This window comes from Micromonospora sp. CPCC 205539 (assembly GCF_036906815.1).
Lineage (GTDB): Bacteria > Actinomycetota > Actinomycetes > Mycobacteriales > Micromonosporaceae > Micromonospora.
In genome coordinates this window covers 419,627-446,172 of the sequence record NZ_JBAKHW010000004.1, presented here as the reverse complement: position 1 = coordinate 446,172, position 26,546 = coordinate 419,627, and the positions used below count along the sequence as shown (strand labels likewise).

Annotated in this window: 26 protein-coding genes; 22 read left to right on the top strand and 4 right to left on the bottom strand. The window is 71.5% G+C overall.

Annotated elements, in window-relative coordinates:
- Window positions 1-58: 58 nt before the first annotated feature.
- The gene (locus V6V47_RS06445) at window positions 59-1,330 is read right to left on the bottom strand and encodes a glycosyltransferase (protein ID WP_334627058.1); all 1,272 of its coding nucleotides are present in this window, start codon (window positions 1,328-1,330) and stop codon (window positions 59-61) included.
- Between the two features lie 24 nt (window positions 1,331-1,354).
- Here V6V47_RS06445 and V6V47_RS06440 point away from each other — a divergent pair, with 24 nt between their 5' ends.
- From V6V47_RS06440 to V6V47_RS06420, 5 genes are all read left to right on the top strand, one after another.
- Entirely contained in the window at window positions 1,355-2,215 is an 861-nt protein-coding gene (locus V6V47_RS06440) for an Fpg/Nei family DNA glycosylase (protein WP_334627057.1), read from the top strand.
- A 262-nt stretch (window positions 2,216-2,477) separates the two neighbouring features.
- A complete protein-coding gene (locus tag V6V47_RS06435) occupies window positions 2,478-4,049 on the top strand; it encodes a sugar transferase (RefSeq protein ID WP_334627056.1) in 1,572 nt (523 codons plus the stop codon).
- Window positions 4,050-4,087: 38 nt separating this feature from the next.
- Window positions 4,088-5,314 carry a sensor histidine kinase gene (locus V6V47_RS06430; RefSeq protein WP_334627055.1) on the top strand — a complete coding sequence of 409 codons (1,227 nt, stop codon included), beginning with the start codon at window positions 4,088-4,090 and terminating at the stop codon, window positions 5,312-5,314.
- Window positions 5,311-6,072, top strand: coding sequence for a LytR/AlgR family response regulator transcription factor (locus V6V47_RS06425; protein ID WP_334627054.1), 762 nt, complete (start codon window positions 5,311-5,313; stop codon window positions 6,070-6,072). The genes V6V47_RS06430 and V6V47_RS06425 overlap by 4 nt, the downstream gene beginning before the upstream one ends.
- A gap of 65 nt (window positions 6,073-6,137) precedes the next feature.
- The gene (locus tag V6V47_RS06420; RefSeq protein WP_334627053.1) at window positions 6,138-6,800 is read left to right on the top strand and encodes a DUF5701 family protein; all 663 of its coding nucleotides are present in this window, start codon (window positions 6,138-6,140) and stop codon (window positions 6,798-6,800) included.
- A gap of 14 nt (window positions 6,801-6,814) precedes the next feature.
- Here the strand turns inward: V6V47_RS06420 and V6V47_RS06415 are convergent, their stop codons facing one another.
- Entirely contained in the window at window positions 6,815-7,366 is a 552-nt protein-coding gene (locus tag V6V47_RS06415) for a Uma2 family endonuclease (protein WP_334627052.1), read from the bottom strand.
- 263 nt (window positions 7,367-7,629) lie between these two features.
- On the opposite strand from V6V47_RS06415, the gene V6V47_RS06410 reads away from it, so the two are divergent.
- Genes V6V47_RS06410 through V6V47_RS06395 form a run of 4 tightly spaced genes read left to right on the top strand, consistent with a single transcriptional unit; the run spans window position 7,630 to window position 12,181 of the window.
- A complete protein-coding gene (locus tag V6V47_RS06410) occupies window positions 7,630-8,043 on the top strand; it encodes a hypothetical protein (protein WP_334627051.1) in 414 nt (137 codons plus the stop codon).
- Window positions 8,044-9,684 carry a sodium/solute symporter gene (locus V6V47_RS06405; protein ID WP_334627050.1) on the top strand — a complete coding sequence of 547 codons (1,641 nt, stop codon included), beginning with the start codon at window positions 8,044-8,046 and terminating at the stop codon, window positions 9,682-9,684.
- A 50-nt stretch (window positions 9,685-9,734) separates the two neighbouring features.
- A complete protein-coding gene (locus V6V47_RS06400) occupies window positions 9,735-10,499 on the top strand; it encodes an ABC transporter ATP-binding protein (RefSeq protein WP_334627049.1) in 765 nt (254 codons plus the stop codon).
- A complete protein-coding gene (locus V6V47_RS06395) occupies window positions 10,484-12,181 on the top strand; it encodes an ABC transporter permease (protein WP_334627048.1) in 1,698 nt (565 codons plus the stop codon). Before V6V47_RS06400 ends, V6V47_RS06395 begins: the two co-directional genes overlap by 16 nt.
- A 53-nt stretch (window positions 12,182-12,234) precedes the next feature.
- Here the strand turns inward: V6V47_RS06395 and V6V47_RS06390 are convergent, their stop codons facing one another.
- Window positions 12,235-12,810, bottom strand: coding sequence for a TetR/AcrR family transcriptional regulator (locus V6V47_RS06390; RefSeq protein ID WP_334627047.1), 576 nt, complete (start codon window positions 12,808-12,810; stop codon window positions 12,235-12,237).
- Window positions 12,803-13,639: an alpha/beta fold hydrolase gene (locus tag V6V47_RS06385; protein WP_334627045.1), complete on the bottom strand. Its 837-nt coding sequence runs from the start codon at window positions 13,637-13,639 to the stop codon at window positions 12,803-12,805. Before V6V47_RS06385 ends, V6V47_RS06390 begins: the two co-directional genes overlap by 8 nt.
- 171 nt (window positions 13,640-13,810) lie before the next feature.
- On the opposite strand from V6V47_RS06385, the gene V6V47_RS06380 reads away from it, so the two are divergent.
- The 13 genes from V6V47_RS06380 to V6V47_RS06320 all read left to right on the top strand — a co-directional run bounded on the left by V6V47_RS06380 (window position 13,811) and on the right by V6V47_RS06320 (window position 26,545).
- Window positions 13,811-14,713, top strand: coding sequence for an alpha/beta fold hydrolase (locus tag V6V47_RS06380; protein WP_334627044.1), 903 nt, complete (start codon window positions 13,811-13,813; stop codon window positions 14,711-14,713).
- Window positions 14,646-15,227 (top strand): flavin reductase family protein, encoded by a 582-nt coding sequence (locus V6V47_RS06375; RefSeq protein ID WP_334627043.1) that lies wholly within the window; start codon window positions 14,646-14,648, stop codon window positions 15,225-15,227. Before V6V47_RS06380 ends, V6V47_RS06375 begins: the two co-directional genes overlap by 68 nt.
- Window positions 15,228-15,392: 165 nt before the next feature.
- Window positions 15,393-15,758 (top strand): DUF485 domain-containing protein, encoded by a 366-nt coding sequence (locus tag V6V47_RS06370; protein WP_334627042.1) that lies wholly within the window; start codon window positions 15,393-15,395, stop codon window positions 15,756-15,758.
- Complete coding sequence (locus V6V47_RS06365; protein ID WP_334627041.1) at window positions 15,736-17,409, top strand: solute symporter family protein; 1,674 nt, start codon at window positions 15,736-15,738, stop codon at window positions 17,407-17,409. Before V6V47_RS06370 ends, V6V47_RS06365 begins: the two co-directional genes overlap by 23 nt.
- Window positions 17,410-17,501: 92 nt before the next feature.
- Window positions 17,502-18,479: an NAD-dependent epimerase/dehydratase family protein gene (locus V6V47_RS06360; protein WP_334627040.1), complete on the top strand. Its 978-nt coding sequence runs from the start codon at window positions 17,502-17,504 to the stop codon at window positions 18,477-18,479.
- 77 nt (window positions 18,480-18,556) lie between these two features.
- The gene (locus V6V47_RS06355) at window positions 18,557-19,783 is read left to right on the top strand and encodes an LCP family protein (RefSeq protein WP_334627039.1); all 1,227 of its coding nucleotides are present in this window, start codon (window positions 18,557-18,559) and stop codon (window positions 19,781-19,783) included.
- Between the two features lie 209 nt (window positions 19,784-19,992).
- On the top strand, window positions 19,993-21,264 hold the full coding sequence (locus V6V47_RS06350) for an LCP family protein (RefSeq protein ID WP_334627038.1): 1,272 nt from the start codon (window positions 19,993-19,995) through the stop codon (window positions 21,262-21,264).
- Between the two features lie 245 nt (window positions 21,265-21,509).
- Entirely contained in the window at window positions 21,510-22,412 is a 903-nt protein-coding gene (locus V6V47_RS06345) for an LCP family protein (protein WP_334627037.1), read from the top strand.
- A 58-nt stretch (window positions 22,413-22,470) separates the two neighbouring features.
- Window positions 22,471-22,806 (top strand): rhodanese-like domain-containing protein, encoded by a 336-nt coding sequence (locus tag V6V47_RS06340; protein WP_334627036.1) that lies wholly within the window; start codon window positions 22,471-22,473, stop codon window positions 22,804-22,806.
- A 10-nt stretch (window positions 22,807-22,816) separates the two neighbouring features.
- Complete coding sequence (locus V6V47_RS06335; protein ID WP_334627035.1) at window positions 22,817-23,605, top strand: glycerophosphodiester phosphodiesterase; 789 nt, start codon at window positions 22,817-22,819, stop codon at window positions 23,603-23,605.
- Between the two features lie 57 nt (window positions 23,606-23,662).
- Window positions 23,663-25,117 (top strand): PAS domain-containing sensor histidine kinase, encoded by a 1,455-nt coding sequence (locus V6V47_RS06330; protein ID WP_334627034.1) that lies wholly within the window; start codon window positions 23,663-23,665, stop codon window positions 25,115-25,117.
- Window positions 25,114-25,596 (top strand): ATP-binding protein, encoded by a 483-nt coding sequence (locus V6V47_RS06325; RefSeq protein ID WP_334627033.1) that lies wholly within the window; start codon window positions 25,114-25,116, stop codon window positions 25,594-25,596. Before V6V47_RS06330 ends, V6V47_RS06325 begins: the two co-directional genes overlap by 4 nt.
- Before the next feature lie 61 nt (window positions 25,597-25,657).
- The gene (locus tag V6V47_RS06320; RefSeq protein WP_334627032.1) at window positions 25,658-26,545 is read left to right on the top strand and encodes a DUF5926 family protein; all 888 of its coding nucleotides are present in this window, start codon (window positions 25,658-25,660) and stop codon (window positions 26,543-26,545) included.
- Window position 26,546 lies beyond the last annotated feature (1 nt).

Below are 26,546 nucleotides of genomic sequence, written 5' to 3'. Positions count from 1 at the left end.
GCTCGGGGCGCGGGGCTCGGGCGCGGCGGGCCGGCGGGCTGGCCGGCCCGGCGGCGGGTCAGGCGAGGTTCGGGGTGCGGGCGACGCCGGCGTAGATGTCGATGAGGCGCTTGGTGACCACGTCCGGGTGGAAGGTCTGCTCGTAGCGGAGTCGGGCCGGCGCCGCGAGCGCGGCCGCGCCGGATCGGGCTACCGGGAGCGCGGCGGCCAGCGCGGCCGGCTCCGGCGGTACCACCCAACCGGCCGTTCCGGTCACCAGTCCGACCGGCAGCGGTGCCCCGCTGCCGCCCCCGGCGACGGCGGAGGCGACCTCGGCCGGGCCGGTGCCGGCGGGCTCGCGGGGGCCGTCCGCGCCGACCAGGTACGGGATGCCGCCCAGCGCGGTGCCGAGCACCGGCCGGCCGCTGGCCAGGGCCTCGATGATCACGGTGGGCAGCACGTCGTGCCACATGGCGGCGGCGATCACCACCGCGCTCGCCTCGACCGCCGCCCGCACCCCTGCCCGGTCCAGTTGACCGAGGTAGACCACGTCGGGCCGCTCGGCGGCGGCGGCCTCGACCAGCGGGCGCAACTCGCCGTCCCCGGCCACCCGTAGCGTGCCGAGTGCGCCGACCGGATGCCGCCGCCAGGCATTCAGCAGCAGGTCGACGCCCTTCTCCGGGGAGAGGCGGGCCATGTAGAGGAACCCGTCGCCGAGCGGTGTCGGCCGGCCCGGGTCCGGCACGGCGTTCGGCTTCACGACGATCCGTTCGTCCGGAATGCCGTACTCGCGCAGGTGGTCGGCGATCGCCGAGGTGAGCGCGATGTACCGATCCACCGACCGCCAGGTGCCCCGGTGCACGGCCAGGGTGGTCGCCATCAGCGCGCTCTGCGCCGCCGAGTCGCGATAGCAGCGGTGCTTGATCGCCGGTACACCCAGCACCCGACCCTTGCAGTCCTGGCAGATCACGCCGTCGCGGAAGTAGATCCCCGAGGAGCAGACCTGCCGGTAGTTGTGCACCGTCTGCACCACCGGCACCCCGTGTCGGTGCGCGGTCCGCACCACCCAGGGCGAGAGCAGAGGGTACGGGTTGTGCAGGTGCAGCACGTCCGGTCGGTGCTCGGTGAGCAGCCGGCTCAGGTCGTGCTGGGCGCGCGGCGCCCAGATCGGCGAGATCGGCAGCAGCGCCTTGGCCACCTTCGACATCGACGGGATCTCGTCCGAGCTGCGAATGAACGGCAGCACCTCGACGCCAGCATCGGTGAGCTGAGCGATCTCCGAGTCGACGATCGTGTTCTCGCCGGACGGCTGGGCTTCCCGGTACCGGTTGTGCGCCACCACGATTCTCACGGGAAAGAAGGCTACCGTTATGTCGTGCCCGAACTACCGGAGGTTGAGGCGCTCGCGGGTTACCTGCGACAGCGCGCGGTGGGGCGGCGCGTCGACCGGCTGGAGGTCGCCGCGATCAGCGCCCTGAAGACGTACGACCCGGCACCGTCCGCGGTCGCCGGCCGGACGGTGGTCGACGCCCGGCGACACGGCAAGTTCCTCGACGTGCTCGTCGAGGGCGACCTGCACCTGGTGGTCCATCTGGCGCGGGCGGGCTGGCTGCATTACCGGGAGGCGTTCCCGGCCAGCACCCCACTGCGTCCCGGGAAGGGCCCGATCGCCGTCCGGGTCCGCCTCGACGACGGCTCGGGCTTCGACCTGACCGAGGCCGGCACGCAGAAGAAGCTGGCCGCGTACCTGGTCACCGACCCGGCGGCGGTGCCCGGCGTGGCCAAGCTCGGGCCGGACGCGCTCGCCGCGGACCTGCCCACCTTCGCCGAGCGGCTGCGCAGCCGGCGCGGGCAGGTCAAGGGGGTACTGACCGACCAGGCAGTGCTCTCCGGGGTGGGCAACGCGTACTCCGACGAGATCCTGCACGCGGCGAAGCTGTCGCCGTTCGCGATCACCGATCGGCTCACCGACACCCAGCTCGCCAGCCTGCACGCAGCCACCCGGCAGGTGCTCGGCGACGCCGTCGAGCGGTCCCTCGGCCAGCGGGCCGCGGAGCTGAAGGGCGAGAAGCGCTCGGGGTTGAAGGTGCACGCGCGCACCGGTCTGCCCTGCCCGGTCTGCGGCGACACGATCCGCGAGGTCTCGTTCGCCGACTCCAGCCTCCAGTACTGCCCGACGTGTCAGACCGGCGGCAAGCCGCTCGCTGACCGTCGGTTGTCCCGACTCGTACGGTGAGTAATTGCACTCGCCGACTACGGAGCGGAATCGGCCCGACTGAGCGGAAGCTCCGGTCCACCATTCTCGCCACACGCACATCCATCGGTATAGTGGCCCGGTCCCCGGCTTCTGAAATGGTGCAGAGCCGGCCAGATCCCACCGGCACCATGGGCGCCAATCTCCTACGGGCGGCGACCGGTCGGAGTCCGCGTGGGAGACTGGGACGGTGGGCGACCCGGGCCCTCACTGCGAGTGAGCGGCACGTGTCATTCGGGAGGACATGGGTGAGGTGACGGCAAGCCTCCAGCGCCCGGTATCCAACGAAGGCCGGAGCAGACTCGTGCGGCACGTCGACAGCTTCGAGATCCAGCCGCCGACGCCGCCTTCGCACAATGGCGTTCCGAGGTCGGCATGGGCCAGGGCGCGTCGCCGTGTCTCCCGCTGGCACCGCCCCTACATTGCGACCCTGCTGCTGCTCGACTTCGCTGCGGCGGCGTTCGCCAGCTGGATCGCAATCCAGCTCTTCGACCAGGCGCCGTCCGGCTTCTCCGGCACGCACGAGGACCTCACCTGGTTCCACACCATCTCGTACCTGCTGCTCCCGCTCGGGTGGGTGATCATCCTCTGGAGCAACCGGGCCTACGACCGCCGCTATCTGGGGCTCGGACCTGACGAGTTCAAACGCGTGATCCGGGGCGCGGTGACAGTCACCGCCACCCTCTCCTTCCTCGTCTTCTCCACCAAGACCGCGCCGTCCCGGTGGACGGTGGGCACGGCGCTGCTCGGGGCGCTTCTGCTGATCCTCTGGTGCCGGTTCGTGGCCCGGTGGGCGCTGCACTACATCCGTCGGCGGGCCGGTCAGGCCGCACACCGGATGGTGCTGGTCGGCACCCTGCCGGAGTGCCTGGAGGTCTACGCGGCGGTCACCCGCAGCCCGAACGCCGGGCTGGTGCCCGTCGCCATCCACATCACCGACGGGTACGCGGCGGCTCGGGGGATGCCGACCCCGGTGCCGGTGCACGCCGGTCGGGACGTCCTGGCCCTGGTCCGCGAGGTCGGCGGGGACACCATCGCCGTCTGCGGGTCGGCCAGCGCCGAGCCCGGCGAGCTGCGCCGGCTGGCCTGGCAGCTGGAGGGCTCCGGGGTCGACCTGGTGGTGGCACCCCAACTGACCGACATCGCCGGCCCTCGGGTGCACATCCGGCCGATCGAGGGCCTGCCGCTGCTGTACGTCGAGGAGCCGACCCTCTCCGGGCCTGCGCTGCTGGCCAAGAACCTGATGGACCGGGTCGCCGCCGGCCTCGGTCTGCTGCTGCTGATCCCGCTCTTCCTGGCCATCGGCCTGGCGATCCGGATCTCCGACCCCGGGCCGGTCTTCTTCCGTCAGCCCCGGGTGGGGCACGAGGGGCGCACGTTCCGGGTGTGGAAGTTCCGGACCATGTACGTCGATGCCGAAGATCGGCTGGCCAGCCTGGTCGACCGGAACGAGACCGACGGCATGCTGTTCAAGATGAAGGAGGACCCACGGGTCTTCCCGGTGGGCCGCTTCCTGCGGGCCTCCTCGCTGGACGAGCTGCCGCAGCTCATCAACGTGCTCTGGGGCGAGATGTCGCTGGTCGGGCCCCGCCCGTTGCCGGCCGACGACGGCGACTTCCTGGGCGATGTGCGGCGCCGGCTGCTGGTTCGCCCCGGCATGACCGGGCTGTGGCAGGTCTCCGGCCGCTCCGACCTGTCCTGGGACGAGGCCGTCCGGCTGGACCTCTACTACGTCGACAACTGGTCGCTGGCGTACGACCTGAGCATCCTCTGGCGGACCGTCGGGGTGGTGCTCGCCCGCAAGGGCGCGTACTAGGGCTTGGCGCGCCGGGCCGCAGGGGCCAGGATCGCTGCGTGAGTGGCAACCTCTCCGCCGTCATCGGCGTCGTCTCACTGGTCACCGCGCTGACTGCGGCGCTGTTGGCGGTGCTGCGGCTGCGTGCCCGCCGGGGCATCGCCACCGCCACCCAGCGGGCCACCTACGAGGTGCTGCACACCGCCGGGCTGGCCGCCGAGCCGCTGCGGGCGGGGCTGAGCGCGGCGGGCGCGGCGAAAGCCGTACGCCATCTGCGGGCCCTGGTGGGCGCGGCCGGGCTGGCGCTCACCGACGCCGACCGACTGCTCGCCCTCGACGGGCGGGGCACGCACCACGGCGAGCAACTGCTCGCGGCGGCCCAGCGGGCGGTGGCCACCGGACGCTCGACGGTGCTCGGTGAGTCGGAGCTGAGCTGCGACCGGGTCGACTGTCCGGTACGGGGAGCGGTGGTCGCGCCGCTGCACGGTGCGGACGCCCGGGTGGTCGGCGCGCTGGTGGCGGTCGCCGACAGCCCACCGGCCCCTGGGCTCGTGCAGGCCACCCTGGAGACCGCGCACTGGGCTGGCAACCAGCTCGCCCTGGCCGAGCTCGACTCGTCGCGGGAGCGGCTGGCCCGGGCCGAGATCCGGGCGCTGCGGGCGCAGATCAGCCCGCACTTCATCTACAACGCGCTGACCGCGATCGGCTCGTTCGTCCGCACCGATCCCGAGCGGGCCCGGGAGCTGATCCTGGAGTTCGCGGAGTTCACCCGGTACTCGTTCCGGGCGCACGGCGACTTCACGACGCTGGCCGAGGAGCTGCGGTCGATCGACCGCTACCTGACCATCGAGCGGGCCCGTTTCGGCGACCGGTTGCAGGTGCGGTTGCAGATCGCCCCGGAGGTCTTGCCGGTGACGTTGCCGTTCCTCTGCCTGCAACCGTTGGTGGAGAACGCGGTGCGGCACGGGTTGTCCCGCAAGCCGGGCACGGGCATGGTGAGCATCGAGGCCCGGGACGCGGGCGCCGAGTGCCACATCACCGTGGAGGACGACGGGGTGGGAATGGATCCGTCCACGCTGACCGCCGGCATCGCTGAGCTGGCCCGCAGCGCCGGCGACCCGGGCGACGACACGGGCCAGCACGTCGGCCTCTCCAACGTCGACGAACGGCTGCGGTCGGTCTTCGGGGACCGTTTCGGTCTCGTCGTGGAGACCGGGCTGGGCTCCGGCACCAAGGTCAGCATGCGGGTGCCGAAGTTCCACCCCGGCGTACGGGCCGGATCATGACCTCAGCCGGGTTCCTCCGCGTGTTGGCGGTGGACGACGAGCCGCCGGCGCTCGACGAGCTGGCATACCACCTGCGGGCCGACCCGAGGGTCGCCCGACTGCACACCGCGGGGGACGCCACCGAGGCGCTGCGGCTGCTCCGCGACGGCGACGTGGACGTGGTCTTCCTGGACATCCGGATGCCCGGGTTGGACGGCATGGAGCTGGCCCGGGTGCTGCGCCGGTTCGCCCGGCCACCGGCGATCGTCTTCGTCACCGCGTACGACGACGGCGCGGTGGACGCCTTCGACCTGGGTGCCACCGATTACGTGCGTAAGCCCGTCCGCGCGGAACGGCTGGCCGAGTCGCTACGTCGGGTGATCGGCTCGCGGGTGGTGCCGTCGCATCCGGCGGCTCTGGCCCGCGCGGAGGAGGACCCGACCATTCCGATCGAGTTGGCCGGCACCACGCGGATGCTGCCCCGCTCGGCGGTGCGGTGGGTGGAGGCGCAGGGGGACTACGCCCGGTTGCACACCGCCGAGGGTTCGCATCTGGTGCGGGTCTCACTGGCCACGCTCGCGGAGCGGTGGGCTGATGCCGGCTTCGTCCGGGTGCACCGGTCGTACCTCGTGCAGTTGAAGTTGATCGCGGAGCTGCGGCTGGTCAACTCCGGCTACGTGGTGGTGATCGACGGGACCGAGTTGCCGGTGAGCCGGCGGCACACGCGGGAGCTGAAGGACAAGCTGGTCAGGGCAGCGAAGCAGGACTGGAGTCGCTGATCCGGGAATGGGACGACCGCTGTCGTACGTTGTACGCTAAGCCGTACGACTACCGGGAGGCCGCCGTGATCGACACCCCGTTCGACGCCGACACCGAATTCGACCGCCAACTCGACCGGTTGGTGCAGCTCGGCTACCCGGCCCTGGCCGAGCTGTCCGAGGACACCTTCCGCGATCTGGTCGCGCCGCTCCGGGCCCGGGCGGTCGAGGGCACCGCCGGTCTGCCCACGCCCACCGACGCCCGGGTGCCGTTCCTGCTGGTCACCACGCGGGATCTGATCCCGGTGGAGGCGCGGCTGGCACTCACCACGCTGGTCGGCAAGCGCAAGCCCGGCTTTCTCGACCGCCACTACGCCGAGGACGACCTGCCCCGCTTCGACCCGATCAAGGAGTTGGAGGTGCCGGCCGGGCCGGCGTACCTGCTCTTCGACGTCGACCGGGGCGAGGAGTTCCGCAACCTGCCCCCCGCCACGGCACAGGACGAGATGACCGCCCAGGGTCGACTGCCGCTCACCATCGACGAAGGGCTCGCGTTCATCACCCTGCATCCGGCCGCGCTGGCCAGCAACCGATGCTTCTCGCTGGTCGGCTCCCGGTGTGGCGACAAGCGGGTGCCGGCGCTGTGGATCAGCCAGGGCGCACCGAAGCTGGGCTGGTGCTGGTACGGCAACCCGCACACCTGGCTCGGCTCCGCCTCGGCCCGCCCGGAGCGCATCGGTTTGGACTGATCACCGGTGAGCGGTCAGAAGATGTCGACCAGCGGCAGGGCGAGGGGGAACGGCTGGTCGGTGCGGTGGACCTCGCCGACCGCGAGCAGGACCTGCTCGCGGTAGCCGCCGGGGCCGTTCGCCAGCACGGTCAAGGTCTGCTTGCGGGGCTCCACGAGCCAGTAGTGGGGGATGCCGACGGCCGCGTACTCGTGGCGCTTGAGCACCAGATCCCGGCCGGCGTTGCTCGGCGAGATCACCTCGACCAGGAGGAGCACGTCGGCCGGGTCGAGCGCGGTGCCGCCGCGGTCCATGGCGCTCTCCTGCGCGACGAAGAGATCCGGCACGAAGTAGGAGGAGCGCTTGGCGCTGACCCCCATGTCCTGACCGACGAGCAGGCCGGCGGGAGCCTGCCGGTCGAGGACCCGGCGGAGGCGGTTGGCGACCGCGCCGTGGAAGACGTCCGCGTGGGGGGACACGAGCAGGCTCCCGTCGAAGATCTCGTAGACCTGGTCGTCCTCGGGGAGACCCTGGAGGTCGTCCACCGTCCAGGCGTCACCCCGGCCGGGCCGGGCGGGATTGGTCACTGTCACACCTCCTCTCTACCGGATCACCCTGGCAGCTCCGTCGGTCGTCCACAACGAGGCTGTGCGGGTTATCCACAGGGGTGAGCGGTTATCCACAGGTTATTCACAATGCCACCCACCGATCTCCACGCTGGCTCGCTACAGTCGGAGCCCATAAGGGAACGCCGGATACTGGTGGTCGAGGACGAACGCGCGACGGACTGTCCCGGTCTCCAGCGCTGGTGAGCGCTTGACAATCCCGCAGGGCGGGCGAGACTGCCGGGGTGGCCAAGCAACTCCCGGACGTGGGGTCGAGCGGTCCGGTGCCGCCGCCCCGGCGCGTCCGGATCGTGCTGGCCGAGATCACCCGGCAGGACAGCCGCGCCGAGCGGACCCGCGCCGAGCTGGCCCAGCAGACCCAGGTCGGCGAGGCGCTGGTCCGCGGCCTGGTCCGGGCCCAGCTCGCGCTGGCGCTCCGGCTCTCGCTGGTGGTGGCCATCGGGCTCGGCGGGCTGCCCTGGCTCTTCGCGATCGCGCCGTCTCTGGGCCGGACCACCGTCGCCGGTGTGAACCTGCCCTGGCTGCTGCTCGGCGTGGCCTCCTTCCCGTTCCTCATCGGGGTGGGCTGGGCGTACGTGCGGCTGGCCGAGCGCAACGAGCAGGACTTCATCAACCTGGTGCAGCGGCCGGAGCGCTGAGTGGGCAACGACTACGTGGTTCCGGCCATCGTCGCGGTCACCCTGGTCACCGTGGGGATCGGCTTCTACGGGTTACGGCTGGCCCGGACGACCTCCGACTTCCTGGTGGCGTCCCGGGCCATCAGCCCAACCTGGAACGCCGCCGCCATCGGCGGGGAGTACCTGTCGGCGGCGAGCTTCCTCGGCATCGCCGGCCTGATCCTCAAGTACGGCGTGGACGTGCTCTGGTATCCCGTCGGGTTCGCCGCCGGCTACCTGGCCCTGCTGCTCTTCGTGGCCGCGCCACTGCGCCGCTCCGGCGCCTTCACCCTGCCCGACTTCTGCGAGCTGCGGCTGGGCTCCCGCCGGCTGCGCATCCTGGCCACCGCCTTCGTGATCTTCATCGGATGGCTCTACCTGGTGCCGCAGCTCCAGGGCGCGGGGCTCACCCTGGCCACGGTGGCGGGCTCCCCGTACCCGGTCGGCGCTCTGCTGGTGGCCGCCGTGGTCACCGCGAACGTGGCGCTCGGCGGGATGCGGGCGATCACCTTCGTCCAGGCGTTCCAGTACTGGCTGAAGTTGACCGCGCTCGCCGTACCGGCGATCTTCCTGGCGCTGCAGTGGCAGGCCGACGCCCGGCCGGCGGTGACCCCACCCGACGGGCCGACGTTCCGGGTCGTGACCACCGTCGTGGTCGAGCACCGCGCGACCCTCACCCTGCCCGACGGTGACATCCGGGAGGTACGCCCCGGCGACGAGCTGACGTTCGCCGCCGGTGACCCGGTGCCGGAGGTGTCCGGAGTGGCCACCGACGCCAACGACTGGTTGCTGCCCAGCGCCGCCGGCGACGACGACCGGGGACTGTTTGCCACGTACTCGCTGATCCTGGCCACCTTCCTGGGGACCATGGGTCTGCCGCACGTGCTGGTGCGCTTCTACACCAACCCCGACGGCGCGGCGGCCCGCCGGACCACGCTGTTCGTGCTGGCCCTGGTGGGCGTGTTCTACCTGCTGCCCACCCTGTACGGGGTGCTCGGTCGGATCTACACCCCGCAACTACTGCTCAGCGGGCAGACCGACGCGGTGGTGGTGCTGCTGCCCGGCGCGGCCCTGGGCGACGGGCTGGCGGGGCGTCTGCTCGCCGCGCTGGTCGCGGCCGGAGCGTTCGCGGCCTTCCTGTCCACGTCGTCCGGGCTGCTGACCAGTGTCGCCGGGGTGATCTCGACGGATGTGCTCGGTCACGGTTCGGTGCGCGGTTTCCGACTGGCCACGGTGATCGCCGGCGGCGTGCCGGCGGTGCTGGCGCTCAACGTCTCCGGGCTGGACGTGTCACAGGTGGTCGGGCTGGCCTTCGCGGTGGCCGCGTCGAGCTTCTGTCCGCTGCTGGTGCTCGGCATCTGGTGGCGCGGGCTGACCGATCTGGGCGCCGCCGCCGGGGTGCTGGCCGGCGGTGGTGCCGCGATCGGCGCCGTACTGATCACCGTGCTCGGTCCGCCGCTGTCCGGTTGGCCGGCCACGCTCATCGCGCAGCCGGCCGCCTGGACGGTGCCGCTCGCCTTCACGGTGATGGTCGCGGTGTCGATGGCCACCCGCCGCCGGGCGCCGGCCGACGTGGGGGCCACCATGCTGCGCCTGCACACTCCCGAAGCTCTCCGCTCCTAGTGAGCGAGCGCCGGAGCGCGGAATTGGCGATCGGCGGCTAGCGTCGGCATATGACTGGTGAGCATTCGGCGCTCGCGCTGCGCGGCCTGGCGAAGCGGTTCGACGGCACGATCGCGGTGGCCGGCGTCGACCTGGACGTCCCCACCGGCTCCTTCTACGCCCTCCTCGGCCCAAACGGCGCCGGCAAGACCACCACTCTGTCGATGGCGGTCGGGCTGCTGCGGCCGGACGCCGGTTCGGCCTGGGTGCTCGGCCACGACGTCTGGCGCGACCCGGTCACCGCCAAGCGCCTGCTCGGCGTCATGCCCGACGGGGTACGGCTGTTCGACCGGCTGACGGGTGCCGAGTTGCTGGCGTACCACGGGCTGTTGCGCGGGATGGACCCGGCGGTGGTCGACCAGCGGGCCGCGGAGTTGCTGGACGTGCTGGCGCTCGGTGACGCCGGCCGGACGCTGGTGGTGGACTACTCGGCCGGCATGAAGAAGAAGATCGGCCTGGCCTGTGCGCTGCTGCACGGCCCTCGGCTGCTGGTGCTGGACGAGCCGTTCGAGGCGGTCGACCCGGTCTCCGCCGCGCTGATCCGGGACATCCTCACCCGGTACGCGGCCGGCGGCGGCACGGTGGTCTTCTCCAGCCACGTGATGGAGGTCGTCGAGCGCCTCTGCTCGCACGTGGCGATCCTGGCCGGGGGCGTCATCAAGCGGGTCGGCACGATCGCCGAGGTCCGCGGCGAACGCTCGCTGGAGCAGGTCTTCGTCGAGGTGGTCGGCGGGCGGACCGCGACCGGTGAGGAGCTGTCGTGGCTCTCCCGGTGAGCGTCACCGCCGCACCCGCCGAGCCGGTCCGTGCCGTCTCCGCCCGGCACTTCGTGCGGCTGAAGCTGCGGGTGATGGGCAACAACTTCCGGGGCCAGGGCTGGCGGATCGCGCTGTTCATCGGCGGCGCGCTGGTCGGGTTCTGGTTCGCGGCCAGTGGCTTCTTCCTCCTCGCCGCGCCCGGCCTGACGGACGAGGGCCGGTACGCGGTGCTGGTCGCGGCGGCCGGTGGCGGCCTGCTGCTGCTCGGCTGGCTGCTGCTACCGCTGGTCTTCTTCGGGGTGGACGAGACGTTGGACCCGGCCCGGTTCGCGCTGCTGCCACTGCCCCGCCGCGCGTTGGCCACCGGCCTGTTCGCCGCTGCCCTGGTCGGCGTGCCGGCGCTGGCGACGCTCATCGCGACGTCCGGGCTGGTGCTCACGGCCTGGGCGCTGGGTGGCTGGTCGGCGGGGTTGGTGGCCGCCGTCGGCGTGGTTGCCGGCCTGCTGCTCTGTGTGGCCGCCAGCCGGGCGGTGACCAGCGCCTTCGCCAGCATGCTGCGGTCCCGTCGCGTACGGGACCTGGCGGCCGTGCTGCTGGCGGTGGCTGCAGCCCTGCTCGGCCCGTTGCAGATCTTCGGCCTCGCCGCGCTGCGCGAGACGGACTGGGCACGGCTGACCGGGGCGGCGACCGTGCTCGGCTGGACGCCGTTCGGTGCACCCTGGACCGTTGGCATCGACGTGGCCCAGGGCCGGGTCTGGGCCGCCCCGCTCAAGTTGCTGATCACCGTGGCGGCGCTCGGCGCCCTGCTGGCCTGGTGGTCCCGGTCGATGGAGTCGGCGATGGTGGGCGCGGTGAGCGCCGGCCCGGCTCCGGCCCGCCGGGGCGGCGCGAGCGGTGCGGTCGCCCAACTTTTTCCCCGGCTGGCCGGCTGGACCCGCCGGGACCGGTTCGGCGCGCTGGTCGCCCGCGAGGCGCGCTACTGGTGGCGGGACGCCCGCCGCCGGGCCAACCTGATCACGATCGCGGTGGTCGGCGTCTTCGTGCCGGTGATGGTCAATTTCGGCGGCGCGAGGTTCGCTGTCGAGGGCGAGCAGGGCTTCGCTGCCAGCGACAGCTCACCGGTGCTGGTCGCCGTCTCGATGCTCTTCGTCGGCGTGCTCGCCTCGGTCACCCTGGCCAACCAGTTCGGCTTCGACGGCAGCGCGTACGCCGCGAACGTGGTGGCCGGGGTGCCGGGCCGGGTGGAGCTGCGTGCGCGGATGACGGCCTTCTCGATGTACGTGCTGCCGCTGCTGGCGGTCGTCGCGGTCGTGTTGTCGGTGGTGCTCGGCCGGCCGGGCTGGATCGGGCTGACGGCCGGCAGCCTGGTCGCCACCTACGGTGCCGGGCTCGCGGTGAACAGCTTCGTGTCGGTGCTCGGGGCGTACTCGCTGCCGGAGACGAGCAACCCGTTCGCCATGAACTCCGGTGCGGGCGTGGCGAAGGGGCTCCTCACCCTCCTGTCCATGCTCACCACGGCGGTCGCCGCGGTGCCGATGGTGGTGGCCGCGGGGCTGCTCGGGGATGCCTGGCTCTGGCTGGCCCTGCCGGTCGGGCTGGCGTACGGGGTGGGCGCGGCGCTGCTCGGCGCGTACCTGGCCGGCGACGTGCTGGACCGGCGGCAGCCGGAGCTGCTGGCCACGGTCACCCCGCGCCGCTGACCGACGTCGGGTGCCCCCGCCACGGCGGCCAGGCCGGACGAGTCGACGACGGGTCAGCGGGTGGTGACGAAGGCCCGCAGACCCTGATCCATGAAGTCGATCAACCAGGTGAAGCTGTCGTCGACGGGTGTGTCGATCTGGAACCCGCCGCCCGCTTCCAAGGTCGCGAACCCGTGCAGGGCGCTGCGGAGCATCCGCATCGCGTGAATCTCCTGGTCGGAGTCCAGCTGGTACCCGTGTAGCACGGCGGACCAGGAGGCGAGCACCCGCTCGGCGGCCGGAACGAACGGGTCCTCCGGGCCGGTCGAGCGGGCCGCGTTGCCTGCCGCGTACCGACCAGGGTGTTCCCGCACGTACCTCCGCATGGCCTGCGCTCCGGCGACCAGTGCGTCGCGGCCGGCGCGGCCCTGAGTCGCGTCCCGGACGGCATCGCCGACCTCCGTCATGGCCAGGACGGCGATCCGGTGGGCCAGGTCGGCCTGGCTGCTGACGTGCTTGTAGAGCGAGGGTGTCCTGATCCCGAGCCGTTCGGCGAGCAGGCCCATGCTGAGGTGATCGAAGCCGATCTCGTCGACCAGCTCGGCAGCCGCCTCGGTGACCGTCGCCGGGGTGAGGCGGGACTTAGGCATTGGCCAACGTCCTGGCGAGGAAGGGCAGGGCCAGTGCGAGGACCTGGTCCGGTGTCTGGACGTGCGGGTAGTGACCCGCACCCTCGATGACGGCCAGCTCCCCGAGCCCCTGAGGCAGGCCGGCGATGATGCGTTCGCCCTCGGCACGCGGGTCGGCCCAGTCGGGGTCGACGCTTCCCTGAATCACCAGGACCGGGCGGGTGACGTTGGGCAGCTGCGCACCGGCGTCGCTCGGGCTGGTCTTGGCCATGGCCTGTAGGGCCTTCATCCGGCCGGGCTCGCTCATCTTGGCCTCGATGCGCGCCAGCTCACCGACCCAGTCCGCCGGCTTGGTCGGGATCGCGATGTCGAGGTACTTCTTCCAGCTCGCCAGACTCCCCCGCATGAGGACCTGCGCCAGTTGGATGAAGCCGGCCCGGAAGCGCCGGACCCGGAGCAACCCGCCCAGGTCGAAGGACTGTGCGCGGGTGAAGGGGGCCAACTCGACGACGCCGCTGATCACCTCGGGGGCGGTGGCGGCCGCGATGGTCGCGGCACCGCCGCTGATCGACTGGCCGATGATCACGGCCGGGCCGCCGAGATGGCGCACGACCGCGACGAGGTCACCCGCGATGTCGGTGCGGCTGTAGCCGTCCCAGCCGAGGCTGGAGTCGCCGCAGCCACGGATGTCGACGTTGGCGACCCGGTATCCGGCTGCGGCCAGGGCCGGCGCGAGGAAGCGGTAGGAGTGCCGGCTGTCGCCCATGCCGTGTGCCAGGACGACCAGGGGGCCCTGCCCGGTCACGTCGTAGGCGAGGGTGTTGCCGGCTCTGCTCAGGTATTCGGTCATGACGTCCTCCTCGGTGGCGGCTAATTGCGTTAGCCAAAAGCTAACAGCATTAGCCCGAGGCGTCAAACGGCCGACGGTGGGCGCTGCTGGGGGCTGGCGAGGAGCGGACGCCCTCCGGCCGTGCCGGCCCGCCGTTATGGTGCGGTCATCCGGAAATGGGGGGAATCTGCCATGGTTACGCGGACGCGCTACCGCAGCACGGTCGTCGACGGACTCACCGTCTTCTACCGGGAGGCTGGCGCACCGGACGCTCCGGCGCTGCTGCTCCTGCACGGCTTCCCGTCCTCGTCGCGCATGTTCGAGCCGCTGCTCGACCGGCTCGCCGACCGATTCCGGTTGATCGCGCCCGACTATCCGGGATTCGGGCACAGCGACACCCCGTCCCGGGCCAGCTACCCGTACACGTTCGACCGGATCGCCGCGACGATGTCGAGCTTCGTCACCGCCGTCGGCCTCGAGCACTACCTGCTCTACGTGCAGGACTACGGCGGGCCGGTCGGCTTCCGGATGGCTATCGCCGATCCGGACCGACTGCACGGCCTGGTCGTGCAGAACGCGGTCGCCCACGACTCGGGGCTGGGCCCGCTCTGGGCGACCCGTCGCGCCTTCTGGCAGGACCGGGCCGCGCACGAGGCGGCGATCCGGGAGAACATCCTCTCGCTGGCGGCGATCCGCACGCGCCACGTCGGTGACGATCCCGACCCCGAGCGGTACGACCCCGACCTGTGGGCCGACGAGCACGCCTTCCTCAGCCGCCCCGGGATGATCGACCTTCAGGCCGACCTGATGTACGACTACCGGAGCAACGTCGCCTCGTACCCGGTCTGGCAGGACTGGCTGCGCCGGACCCGGCCACCGCTGTTGGTCGTCTGGGGCCGGCACGACACGTCCTTCGAGATCACCGAGCCGGCGGCGTACCGGTCCGACGTCCCCGAGGCGGAGGTGCACCTGTTGGACGGCGGGCACTTCGTGCTCGACACGCACGCCGACGAGACCGCCGCCCTGGTTGGGACCTTCGCCGGCCGGGTCCTCGAAGCCGGGCGATGGGGTCACAATGTTTCACGTGAATCATGAACCGGGCGCCGAGATCCACCACACCGACCCGTTCGCGGTGCCGGCCGGGCAGCGGTCGCCGGTACGCCGGCTGCGGGGTCGGCTGGCCGCGCCGGTCACGCTCTGGACGACCCCCGGGCCGGCCGGCCTGACCGTCTCGTCGACCCTGGTCGCCGAGGGGGAGCCGGATCGGCTGCTCGGGCTGATCGACCCCGAGTCGGACCTCTGGGCCGCGGTCGAGGAGGCGGGCCGGTTCGCGGTCACGCCGCTCGGCCCGCCGCACCGCCAGCTCGCCGACCGGTTCGCCGGCCTCTTCCCCGCGCCGGGAGGGCTCTTCGCCACCGGAGGATGGACCGACACCCCGTACGGGCCGATTCCGGCCGACGCCGGCGGATGGGCCGGCTGCCGGTTGGACACCGCCCGGGAGTACGGCTGGGGCCTGCTGGTGGAAGCCACCATCGAGGCGGTCGACCTGGCCGACGAGACGGCCCCGCTGCTGCACTACCGCGGCCGCTACCAAGAGCTGCGCGACTGACCCGACCTCGACCGGTCACCGGAGTGACCTGGGTCACTCGGCGCAGCCAGCCAACCGCTCGGCGCACTCGACGACCGGTGTCGATCTCACTCTTCCCCGTCGGGGAGCGCGCTCTCTACCGTGCGCGAAACTACCCCCGACGCCTGTGAAGGTGGTGATCCACAGATGTCCACGGACACACCCGCGCCGACCGCTTCCCAGCCGGACAAGTACCTGGCCGTACAACGGTCGGACGAGTTCGCCGGGCTGCGGCGTGCGCTGCGCGGCTTCGTCTTCCCGATGACCGTCGCGTTCTTCCTGTGGTATGCGCTCTACGTCATTCTCTCCGCGTACGCCCGGGACTTCATGGGCACGAAGCTCTTCGGCAGCAACATCAACGTCGCGCTGGTCTTCGGCCTGCTCCAGTTCGTCTCCACGTTCCTCATCGCCTGGCTCTACTCGCGGTACGCGGACCGCAAGATCGACCCGGTCGCCGACCGCATCCGCGCCGAGCTCGGGGAGGTGACCCATGAGGATGGACCTCGCGGCTGAGGCGGGCAATCACACCGCCCGCAACCTGACCATCACGCTCTTCCTGGTCTTCGTGGCGGTGACCCTGGCCATCACCATCTGGGCCAGCCGGCAGACCAAGACGGCGACCGACTTCTACGCGGGTGGTCGTTCCTTCTCCGGCTTCCAGAACGGCATGGCGATCGGCGGCGACTACATGTCGGCCGCCTCGTTCCTCGGCATCGCCGGCATCATCGCGCTGTACGGCTACGACGGCTTCCTCTACTCGATCGGCTTCCTGGTCGCCTGGCTGGTGGCCCTGCTGCTGGTCGCGGAGCTGCTGCGGAACTCCGGCCGCTACACGATGGCGGACGTGCTGGCCTTCCGGATGCGCCAGCGTCCGGTGCGTACGGCGGCGGCGGTCTCCACCATCACGGTGTCGATCTTCTACCTGCTGGCCCAGATGGTGGGTGCCGGCGCGTTGGTGGCGCTGCTGCTCGGCATCAAGCCGGGGACGACCTTCCTCGGCATGGACGCCGCCACCGCCAAGGTCGCGACGATCATCATGGTCGGCGCCCTGATGATCGTCTACGTGACGGTCGGCGGCATGAAGGGCACCACCTACGTGCAGATCGTCAAGGCGTTCCTGCTCATGGGTGGCGCGCTGGTGATGACGCTGCTGGTGCTGGCCAAGTACAAGTTCAACCTGTCGTCGCTGCTCGGCGACGCGGCCGCGTCGTCCGGAAAGGGCAGCGCGTTCCTCGAACCCGGGTTGCGGTACGGCGTCGAAGTGGCCGGCAATGCGACACAGACCTTCTACAACAAGGTCGATCTGCTGTCCCTCGGCATCGCCCTGGTGCTCGGCACCGCCGGCCTGCCGCACATCCTGATCCGCTTCTACACGGTGCCCACCGCGAAGGCGGCCCGCAAGAGCGTGCTCTGGGCAATCGGCATCATCGGCACGTTCTACCTGCTCACCCTGGCCCTCGGCTTCGGTGCCGCGGCGCTGGTCGGCAGCAAGGCGATCACCGAGCAGGACAAGGCCGGCAACACCGCGGCGCCACAGCTCGCCGAGGCGCTCGGCATCGACTTCTTCGGCGGCGACCTGGGTGGTGCGGCCCTGCTGGCGATCATCGCGGCGGTCGCCTTCGCCACCATCCTGGCGGTGGTCGCCGGGCTGACACTGGCGTCCTCGTCCAGCCTGGCGCACGACTTCTACGCCAACGTCCTGAAGAAGGGTGAGACGTCGGAGCGACAGGAGGTACGGGTCGCCCGGATCTCCGCCCTGGTGATCGGCGCCGTCGCCATCCTGCTGTCGATCTACGCGCAGAACCTCAACGTGGCGTTCCTCGTGGCGCTGGCCTTCGCGGTGGCCGCATCGGGCAACCTGCCGGCGATCCTCTACAGCCTGTTCTGGCGGCGGTTCAACACCTCCGGCGCGGTGTGGGCGATCTACGGCGGGCTGATCTCGGCCGTACTGCTGGTGTTCTTCTCGCCAGTGGTCTCGGGTGCGGCGACCTCGATGTTCCCGGAGCACGACTGGCAGTGGTTCCCGCTGTCCAACCCGGGCATCATCTCCATCCCGTTCGGCTTCCTGTGCGGGTGGATCGGCACCCTCATCTCCAAGGAACACGACGAGGAGAAGTACGCGGAGCTGGAGGTCCGTGCCCTCACCGGCCACGGCGCCCACTGACCGCGGCACCTTCTGCGGAAGGGCTCCCTGCACGACGCCACGCGTCAGCAGGGGGCCCTTCCCTCATTTCGCTGGTCGGTAGGCTGACCGGCATGAAGGTTGCTGAGCGCTTCGGTTCCGGTCATCGCATCCTCGTCACCGGCGGTGCCGGTTTCGTCCCGTCGCACCTGGTGGACGCATTGATCGCCCGGGGCTGCACGGTGGTGGCGCTGGACAACTTCGTCACCGGCTCGAAGGAGAATGTCGCCCACCTGCTGGAGCGGCCGACCTTCACGCTGGTCGAGGCGGACATCTCCGAGGGCCTGCCGACCCATCACCCGGCGCTGGTCGAGCGGTTCGACGCGATTCTGCACATGGCCTCGCCGGCCAGCCCCACCGACTTCGACAAGCTGCCGCTCGAGATCCTCCGGGTCGGCTCGGTGGGCACCCTGCACCTGCTGGACCGCGCGGTCGCCGACGGCGCCCGGTTCCTGATGGCCTCCACCTCCGAGGCGTACGGGGACCCGCTGGAGCACCCGCAGCGCGAGACCTACTGGGGCAACGTCAACCCCATCGGGGTCCGCAGCGTCTACGACGAGGGGAAGCGCTTCTCCGAGGCGGCCACCATGGCGTACCACCGCTACCGGGGCCTCGACGCGGCGATCGTCCGGATCTTCAACACGTACGGCCCGCGGATGCGTCCGGACGACGGTCGGGCCATCCCCACCTTCATCTCCCAGGCACTGCGCGGCGAGCCGCTGACCGTGCACGGCACCGGCAACCAGACCCGGTCCATCTGCTTCGTCGAGGACCTGGTGCGGGGCATCCTGCTGCTGCTCGACTCGACCGAGACCGGCCCGATCAACTGCGGCACCGAGCACGAGCTCACCATGCGGCAACTGGCCGAGTTGATCGTGTCGCTCTCCGACAGCACGTCCGAGGTGAGCTACATCACTCGTAGCGCCGACGACCCGGAGAAGCGCCGTCCCGACCTGACCCGCGCCCGCGACCTGCTCGGCTACGAGCCGACCGTGGCGCCCGAAGACGGCCTGCGACGCACGATCGAGTACTTCCGGGCGCGGCTGGGGTAGCAGCCCCTCGAGTTGGCACCGGTCCGCTGAGTGTCACCTGAAGGCGGTAGTGGCTTCCGCTACGTACCCTGAGTTACATGTCAGCGACCTCGTCTGCCGGCGTTCCGCACCCGTTCCTGCACCGCAGCACGGGGCGCGCCTCCGTGCCCGGCCCCGACCGGGGCGCCTCCGGCCGCGCCCGTCCGTCCGAGGCGCGCTGGTATCCGTCGCCGGACGAGGAGCGGCCCGCCTACGGCGGCCCGGCGGGTCCGGGCGGTCCGGTCGGCCCGACCGGACCGGGCGGCGGTGGCCGGCCGGGCCGGCGGCCGCGCTGGGGTCGGATCGGGCTCGTGGCCGGGGTCGTGGTGCTGGCGTTGGCGCTGCTCGGGGGCGTGGGGGCCTGGATGTACGCCCGCAACCTCAACGGTGATCTGGCCCGGACCGACCCGTTCGCGGAGATCACCGGCGGCCGGCCGACCAAGACCGTCGACGGCGCGCTGAACATCCTCCTGGTCGGCAGCGACTCCCGGGACCCGGACGCACCGGTCGACACGAAGAGCCGGTGGCGGGCCGACACGATCATCGTGATGCACATCCCGGCCGATCACCAGGAGGCCTACCTGGTCTCCATTCCGCGTGACCTCTACGTGCCGATCCCCAAGAGCGCCGGCGCGGACTGCGGTTCCGGCCAGCGCGCGAAGATCAACGCAGCGTTCGCGTTCGGTGGGCTGCCGCTGGCGGTCCGCACCGTGGAGTGTTTCAGCGACGTCCGGATCGACCACGTGATGGCGATCGACTTCGCCGGGTTCAAGCAGGTCACCGACGCCCTCGGCGGGGTCGACCTGAAGGTGGAGCGGACCGTCACCTCGATCCACAAGCCGTACCGGGTCTTCACCAAGGGCACCAACCACATGGACGGCGCCGAGGCCCTGGACTGGATCCGTCAGCGCAAGCAGTTCCCGGACGGCGACTTCGCCCGGATGCGGCACCAGCAGGAATTCCTCCGGGCACTGATGGACAAGGCGGCGAGCACCGGGACGCTGGCCAACCCGAAGAAGCTCAACGACTTCCTCCAGTCGGTGACCGCGGCCGTCACCGTCGACCAGGGCTTCTCGGTGACCGACATGGCGCTGCAGTTCCGCAACCTGCGCGGCCAGAACCTCACCTTCGTGACCAGCCCGAACGTCGGCAGCGACACCATCAACGGCGAGTCGGTCGTGGTCTCCGACCGGGAGAAGGCGCTGGCGATGTACCGGGCCATCACGGCGGACACCATGGCCGACTGGGTCAAGGCCAACCCGCCGAAGAGCAACGACGGCGGCTGACCGGCCGGGGTGGCCGGCCCCGCGTCACGGGCAGCGACGGCGGGGCCGGGTGTCCGACGGGCAGCCAACCGTTCGGGTCATCGAATGGCGACGATTGACCGACTCAGACGAAATTGACGTCCGGATTGACCCGGGATGAACTCGCCAAGTCGAATTGATGTCCGTACAGTGGTGCCGCCCCCCTCCTGATCACATGAGCTGGAGCACGAATGCCGGTTCAGGCCAGCCGTCGCCCTTCGTCCACCGGGTCCGCCGCGCCCAGCGGTCGGGTCTCCGGGGCCATACCGATGCAGCCCGGCCCCTCCGGCGGCGGGCCGGGCGGTCTGCCGCCCGGCGGCGGTGACCGGTCGGGCGGTGGCGGGTCGGGCGGTGGCGGGTCGAAGAAGAAGCGGTCCCGCCGTAAGGACCCGCTCTGGGCCCGACTGACCGTGGTCTTCGGTGCCGTGCTGATGCTCAGCAGCGGGGCGGCCATCGTCGGCAGCAAGGTGTTGATCGGCCAGGCGACCGGCGACATCGCGCAGCGCAACCTGCTGGGCGAGGCCGGCAAGACCGACGCCGAGGGCGGCGCGAGCCTGGACGGCCCGATCGACATGCTGCTACTCGGTGTGGACGCCCGTGAACGCTGGGCAGCCGACGACGTCCGGTCGGACAGCATCATCATCCTGCACATCCCGGCGTCGCACGACCAGGCGTACCTGATCTCCATCCCCCGGGACACCGCGGCGCAGATCCCGCCGTTCAAGAAGAGCGGTTACGCCGGGGGCACCGACAAGATCAATGCCGCGTTCCAGGCCGGCGCCCGCAACGGCGGCGGCTGGGAGGGCGGCGCGCAGCTGATGGCGCAGACGATCAAGAAGCTGACCGGGGTCAGCTTCGACGGCGCGGCGATCATCAACTTCGGCGGCTTCAAGAACGTCATCGACACCCTCGGCACCGTGAAGATCTGCGTGAGCCACGAGGTCAAGTCGAAGCACATGTCGTTCGTCGACGGCAAGCCGATGTGGAACGCCGACGCCAAGAAGACCGGCAAGAGGATGACCCAGGTGGTGCACAAGAAGGGCTGCCAGCAGATGGAGGGCTGGGCGGCACTGGACTACGCCCGGCAGCGCTACGGACTGCCCGGTGGCGACTACGACCGCCAGCAGAACCAGCAGCAGCTGATCAAGGCGATGGCCAAGAAGGCCACCGACGGCGGCACGCTGACCAGCCCGACGAAGCTGAACCAGCTGATCAAGGCGGCCGGCAAGGCGTTCGTGCTGGACACTGGCGGTGCCAAGATCGAGGATCTCATCTACACCATGCGCGGTGTCACCTCCAACGAGCTGACCATGCTCAAGACCAACAACGGCACCTTCAACGGCAACGGCGCGGGCAGTGAGGCGTTGAACGCCGAGACCATGGAGATGTTCCGTGCGGTCCGGCAGGACAAGCTGGCCGAATTCGTCTTCGCGCACCCCGAGATGATGTCCAGCCGCAAGTGACGGCCCCGGCCGGCCAATAGGCGCGAAAGCCCGCAACCACCCGGTCACCGCCCGTAGCCTTACGTGAGCAGGTTTCACGTATCGGCTGCGGGGAGACGGTCACGTCCAGGTCAGGACGGAACACGGCGGGCCGGGCCGGTGAGCCCCGAGCCGCTCGGCCGCGCCGCGCCCGAGGCCCGCGGATCCTGCTCGGCATCGGTCTGACCCTCGCGCTGCTGGCCGGCCTCACCGTGGTCGGGCTCAAGATGCTCAGCCACCGGTACGACCGCGCGGTCGCCAAGGAGCAACTGCTCGACCCCGACGCCCGTACCGACCGGACCGATCTGGACGGGGCGCTCAACTACCTGCTGGTCGGCTCCGACCGGCGCCCCGGCGACAGCGGGCCGGACCAACGCTCGGACACCATCCTCATCGTGCACGTACCGGAGGGGCGGCGGGAGGCGTACCTGGTCTCCATCCCGCGTGACCTGTTGGTCGCCATTCCGCCCGCGAACGGTTTCGGCGGCGGTCAAGACAAGATCAATGCGGCGTACGAGCACGGCGGCGGCGGGCTGGCCGGCACCCGGCTGCTCTCCGCCACCCTGGCCCGACTCACCGGCATCCGCTTCGACGGCGCCGCGTTGATCGACTTCTCCGGCTTCCGCAAGGTCATCGACCTGCTCGGCGGCGTGCGGATGTGCGTGGACACCGAGGTGCGCTCGATCCACACCAAGCGGGTCTTCCCCACCGGCTGCCAGCAGATGGACGGGGCTCAGGCGCTGGACTACGTGCGGCAGCGCTACGACCTGCCCAACGGCGACTACGACCGGCAGCACCACCAGCAGCAACTGCTCCGGGCGATGCTGGACAGCGCCGGCCAGGCGGACCTGCGCAGCAACCCGGTCAAACTGGACCGGGTGCTCCGGGCGGTCGGCGACTCGCTGACCGTGGACACCAACGGCGTACCCCTGGAGGACCTGCTCCTCGCGCTCCGCGCGCTGCCGGCCGACGGGTTGCGGGGCATCCAGGTGCCGTCGTCCCCGCAGACCATCAACGAGGTCTCGTACGTGGTGTTGGACAACGGGGGCAACGGGCTCTTCGAGGCCGTCCGCGGCACCCGGGTGCCGGCGTGGGCGTCGGCGAATCCGCGGTGGGTGACCCGGTTGTGACCGTGCTGACGGCCGGGTCGGTGTCGATCCGGCCGGGAAGGATCTAGTGTTGGTTCCTGTGTTCGGACCCCAGGTTCCCACCGTGCCCGTGACCGAGATCGCCGACGAGACCTTCCTGCTGGACGTGCGGGAGCCCGACGAATGGGCTGCCGGCCACGCGCCCAACGCGCACCACATCCCGATGATGGAGCTGCCGGCGCGGGTGGCCGAGATTCCCACCGACCGGGACGTGGCGGTCATCTGCCGGTCCGGCGGCCGCTCCGCCCAGGTCGTCGCCTACCTGGCCGGCAACGGCTGGGGGCAGGTGCACAACGCCGACGGCGGCATGCGCCAGTGGGCCGCCGTGGGCCGACCGGTGGTCGACGCGAACGGGCAGCCCGGTCAGGTCATCTGAGGCGGCCGGCATGGGCGGGCCTCTCGTCTTCGCGCACCGCGGCGCCTCGTACGACCTTCCGGAGCACACCCTCGCGGCCTATCTACGCGCTCTCGACGAGGGTGCCGACGGCCTGGAGTGCGACGTCCGACTGACCCGGGACGGGCACCTGGTCTGCGTACACGACCGGCGGCTGGATCGCACCAGCAACGGTCGAGGGCTGGTCAGCGCCCGCACCCTCGCCGAGTTGGAGGCTCTGGACTTCGGCTCGTGGCATCCGGGCGGCGCGCCGAGCGGTGACCTGCCGCCGGACGAGTCGCACACCCGGCTGCTGACCCTGGCCCGGCTGCTGGACGCCGTGCTGGCCGCCGGCCGGCCGGTCCGGCTGCTGGTGGAGACGAAGCACCCGTCCCGCTACGGCTCGACCGTCGAGCGGCGGCTCGTCGATCTGCTGCGTCGGTACGGGCTGGCCGATCCGGCGCCGGACGATCCGGTCCAGGTCACCGTCATGTCGTTCTCTCCGCTGGCGGTCCGCCGGGTCCGCGAGCTGGCTCCGACGCTGCCCACGGTGCTGCTGCTGGAGGTGCTGCTGCCCTGGCTGCGGCTGGGCCGGCTGCCGTTCGGCACTCGCATCGCCGGGCCCGGCATCGGCCTCGTCCGGGCCCGTCCGCAGCTGCTGCCCGCACTGCGGGCGGCCGGCAACCAGGTGTACGTCTGGACGGTGAACGACCCCGCCGACCTGGAGCTGGTGCTGGCGGCCGAGGTGGACGGGATCATCACCGACCGACCGGCGCACGCCCTGGCCCGGCTGGACCGCTGACTGGGCACCGGCCGGCCGGGGGTGCCCAAATCCGGGTCGCCGGGGCAGACTCGGCACATGCCGGAGCGTATCGATTTCCCCGCTCTCATCGCCGGCCACACCGTCGTCATCGAGATGATCAATTCTGGCGACGCCGGCCTGCCGGTCCTCACCAAGCTGCTCCAGGTGGCCCAACCCGCGCTCGGCGCGACCGGCATGGCGTTCGCCGAGTTCGGCCCGACCGGTGGCCGGGTGATCGCCGCGACCGGCGCGACGGAGTGGACGCTCGGCCGCCCACTGTCGGCCGACGACCCGGACACGGCCTGCCTGCTCTCCGGCCCCCGGGTGAACCAGGTCCGGGTACGACACCTCCGCGGCAAGCTGGGCGGCGAGCTGGACGGCTGTGGGCTGCGCCGGATGGTGGTCTCCCGAGCCGAGATCGGCGGCCACACCGTCGGCAGCCTGCACGCGCTCTACCCGGGTGACGACGAGCCGACCGCCGAGCAGCAGGGGGTCGTCGCCTACCTCGCCGCCTGCATCGCGCACATGTACGGCGACCAGAGCGGGCTGCCGGTGCACGGCGACGGTCCGGTGGTGGCGGCGCTCGCCGACGGGCTGGCCGTGGTCGACCGGGACGGCTATGTCCGGCTCTGGAACCCGGCCGCCGCCCAGGTCACCGGTCTGGCGGCCGAAGACGCACTGAGCCGCCCGCTGCCGCTTCCGCTGCCGCCGTCCGGCCAGGTCCGCGACCACCGGTTGCCGGACGGGCGCTGGTTGCGGATCACCTCCGGCGAGCTGCCCGGCCCGGGCTCGCTGCGGGTGGTCACCTTCCGCGACATCACCGACCAGCAGCGCCGGGACCACGACCAGGAGCTCTTCGTCGCGGTCACCAGCCACGAGCTCCGCACCCCGGTCACCGTGATCAAGGGGTACGCGGACACCCTCACCGACCACTGGGAGTCGTTGACCGACACCGACCGGCGGCAGGCCGCCCGGGTGATCGGGCAGCGGGCGAACGACCTGGCCCGACTGGTGGACCGGCTGCTCTCCTCGGCGGCCGAGGCGGGGCCGGGCGACAATCCGCCCACCCCGTTCGACCTGGGTGAGGCGCTGCGGTCCGCCGTCGTCGACCTGCCGGCGGAGCTGCGTAGGCGGCTGGTGCTCCGCCTTCCGGCCGATCTCGCGACGGCGCTCGGCCACCGACCCAGCCTGGCCACCGTGCTGACCGAGTTGGCCACCAACGCCGGAAAGTACTCGGCACCGGACTCCCCGATCGAGATCACCGCCGCGATCGACGGTCAGCTGGTCGCGTTCCGGGTCAGCGACCGGGGCATCGGCATCCGACCGGAGCACGTGGAGCGGGCCTTCGACCGGTTCTGGCAGGGCGAGTCCGGCGACCGGCGCGGCTATCCGGGTGCGGGGCTCGGTCTCTATCTCGTCCGCCGGATCGTTGAACAGCAGAATGGATGGGTATCCCTACGTCCGAGGACCGGCGGCGGTACGGTCGCAGAGGTGCGGCTACCGCGCGGATGACCGACGGGTGGCGCGACGTGGAGGCGACGGTGGCGGCGGCAGCGAGGGAACGGGCGTGGTGCGTGGTGGTCCCGCACCACCCCGCCGGGGCGCGGCTTGCCCGGCACCGGCTCGCCGACGACCTGGCGGACATCGTCCCCCCGATGCTCCTCGCGGACCTGATCGCGGTGCTCGCCGAGCTGGTGGGCAACGCGGTGCGGCACGCCCGGCCGCTGCCCGGCGGGGTGGTCCGGGTGGCCTGGCGGCTGCGGCCCTCGGCCGACGGCCCGCGGATCCAGCTTGGGGTGACCGACGGCGGTGCCGGCGGCGGACCACGACTCCGGACGGCCAGCCCCGACTCTGCCGATGGTCGGGGGCTGCACATCGTGGCGGGCCTGGCCACCCGCTGGGGTGTCGAGCGGGACGGTCTGGGCCAGCGCGTCTGGGCGGAGTTCGACCCGACCCCGACGACCCGGCCCGATCTGGTGGCAGCGGGCTGAGCGACGACTCGGGGCGGGTCCCGCCCACGAGGACCTGCCGGGGCCTCTAGGCTGTGACGCCGTGAGCAAGCGTCGAAAGAGCCAGGGCACCGCCGCCGACACCGCGCCCCGGCGGGACAAGGTCCGAGACATCTTCGTGCCGCGACCGTTCGAGGGGCTGGTCGACGAGCCCGAGTGGATCGCCCTGCGTGAGCTGGTGCCCGCCGCCACCGCGCCGCTGCGGCTGGCACCCGCCCTGGTCGAGGAATTCGGGGACCGCGCGGTGACGCTGGCCACGGTGCTGCCGATGGCCGCGCCAGCGATCAGCAAGCCGGACGGCCGGGTCCTCATCGGCCTGCAGCGCCACCAGCAGTCCGGCGACGTCTCACGGGACCTGGCCGAGGCGCTGCTCTGCGCTCTGCGGGCCGAGCCGGGCGGCCAGGTGGCCGTGCCGCCGCTGCCCGGGCCCGGCCCTCGCCTCCAGGACATCCTGGTGGACGGCCCACTGGAGATCAGCATGCACGACGGGTTCGAGTTCTGGCTCGACCCCGGCGCCGCGGACGACCCGACGGTGCAGGCGTCGTTGGAGCGGGCGAACGCCGCCATCTACCCGACGGTGCGGCTGACGGCGGCGAAGGCCGCCTACTGGTGCCAGGTGCCGCAGAAGGCGCACGTGCGCTGGGTGCTGCCGGACGACGAGGACGCGGCGCTCGACGCGCTGGCCCGGCTCGGCGCGGCCGGCACGCTGCCGCTCGGCGAGCAGACCCGGTTCGCCGGCATGTTCCGCGCGCACGGCCGGCTGGCACCCGTCTGGGACCTGCCGGAGGAGATTCCGGCGACCGACTGGGAGGAGCCGGTGGCGCAGTTCGCCAAGCGGTACGCCGAGGCGCTCAACGCCACCGACGCACTGGACGCCGCCGGCCGACGGGCTCGCCAAGGGCTGCTGGGCCGCCAACTCACCCTGCGCTGAG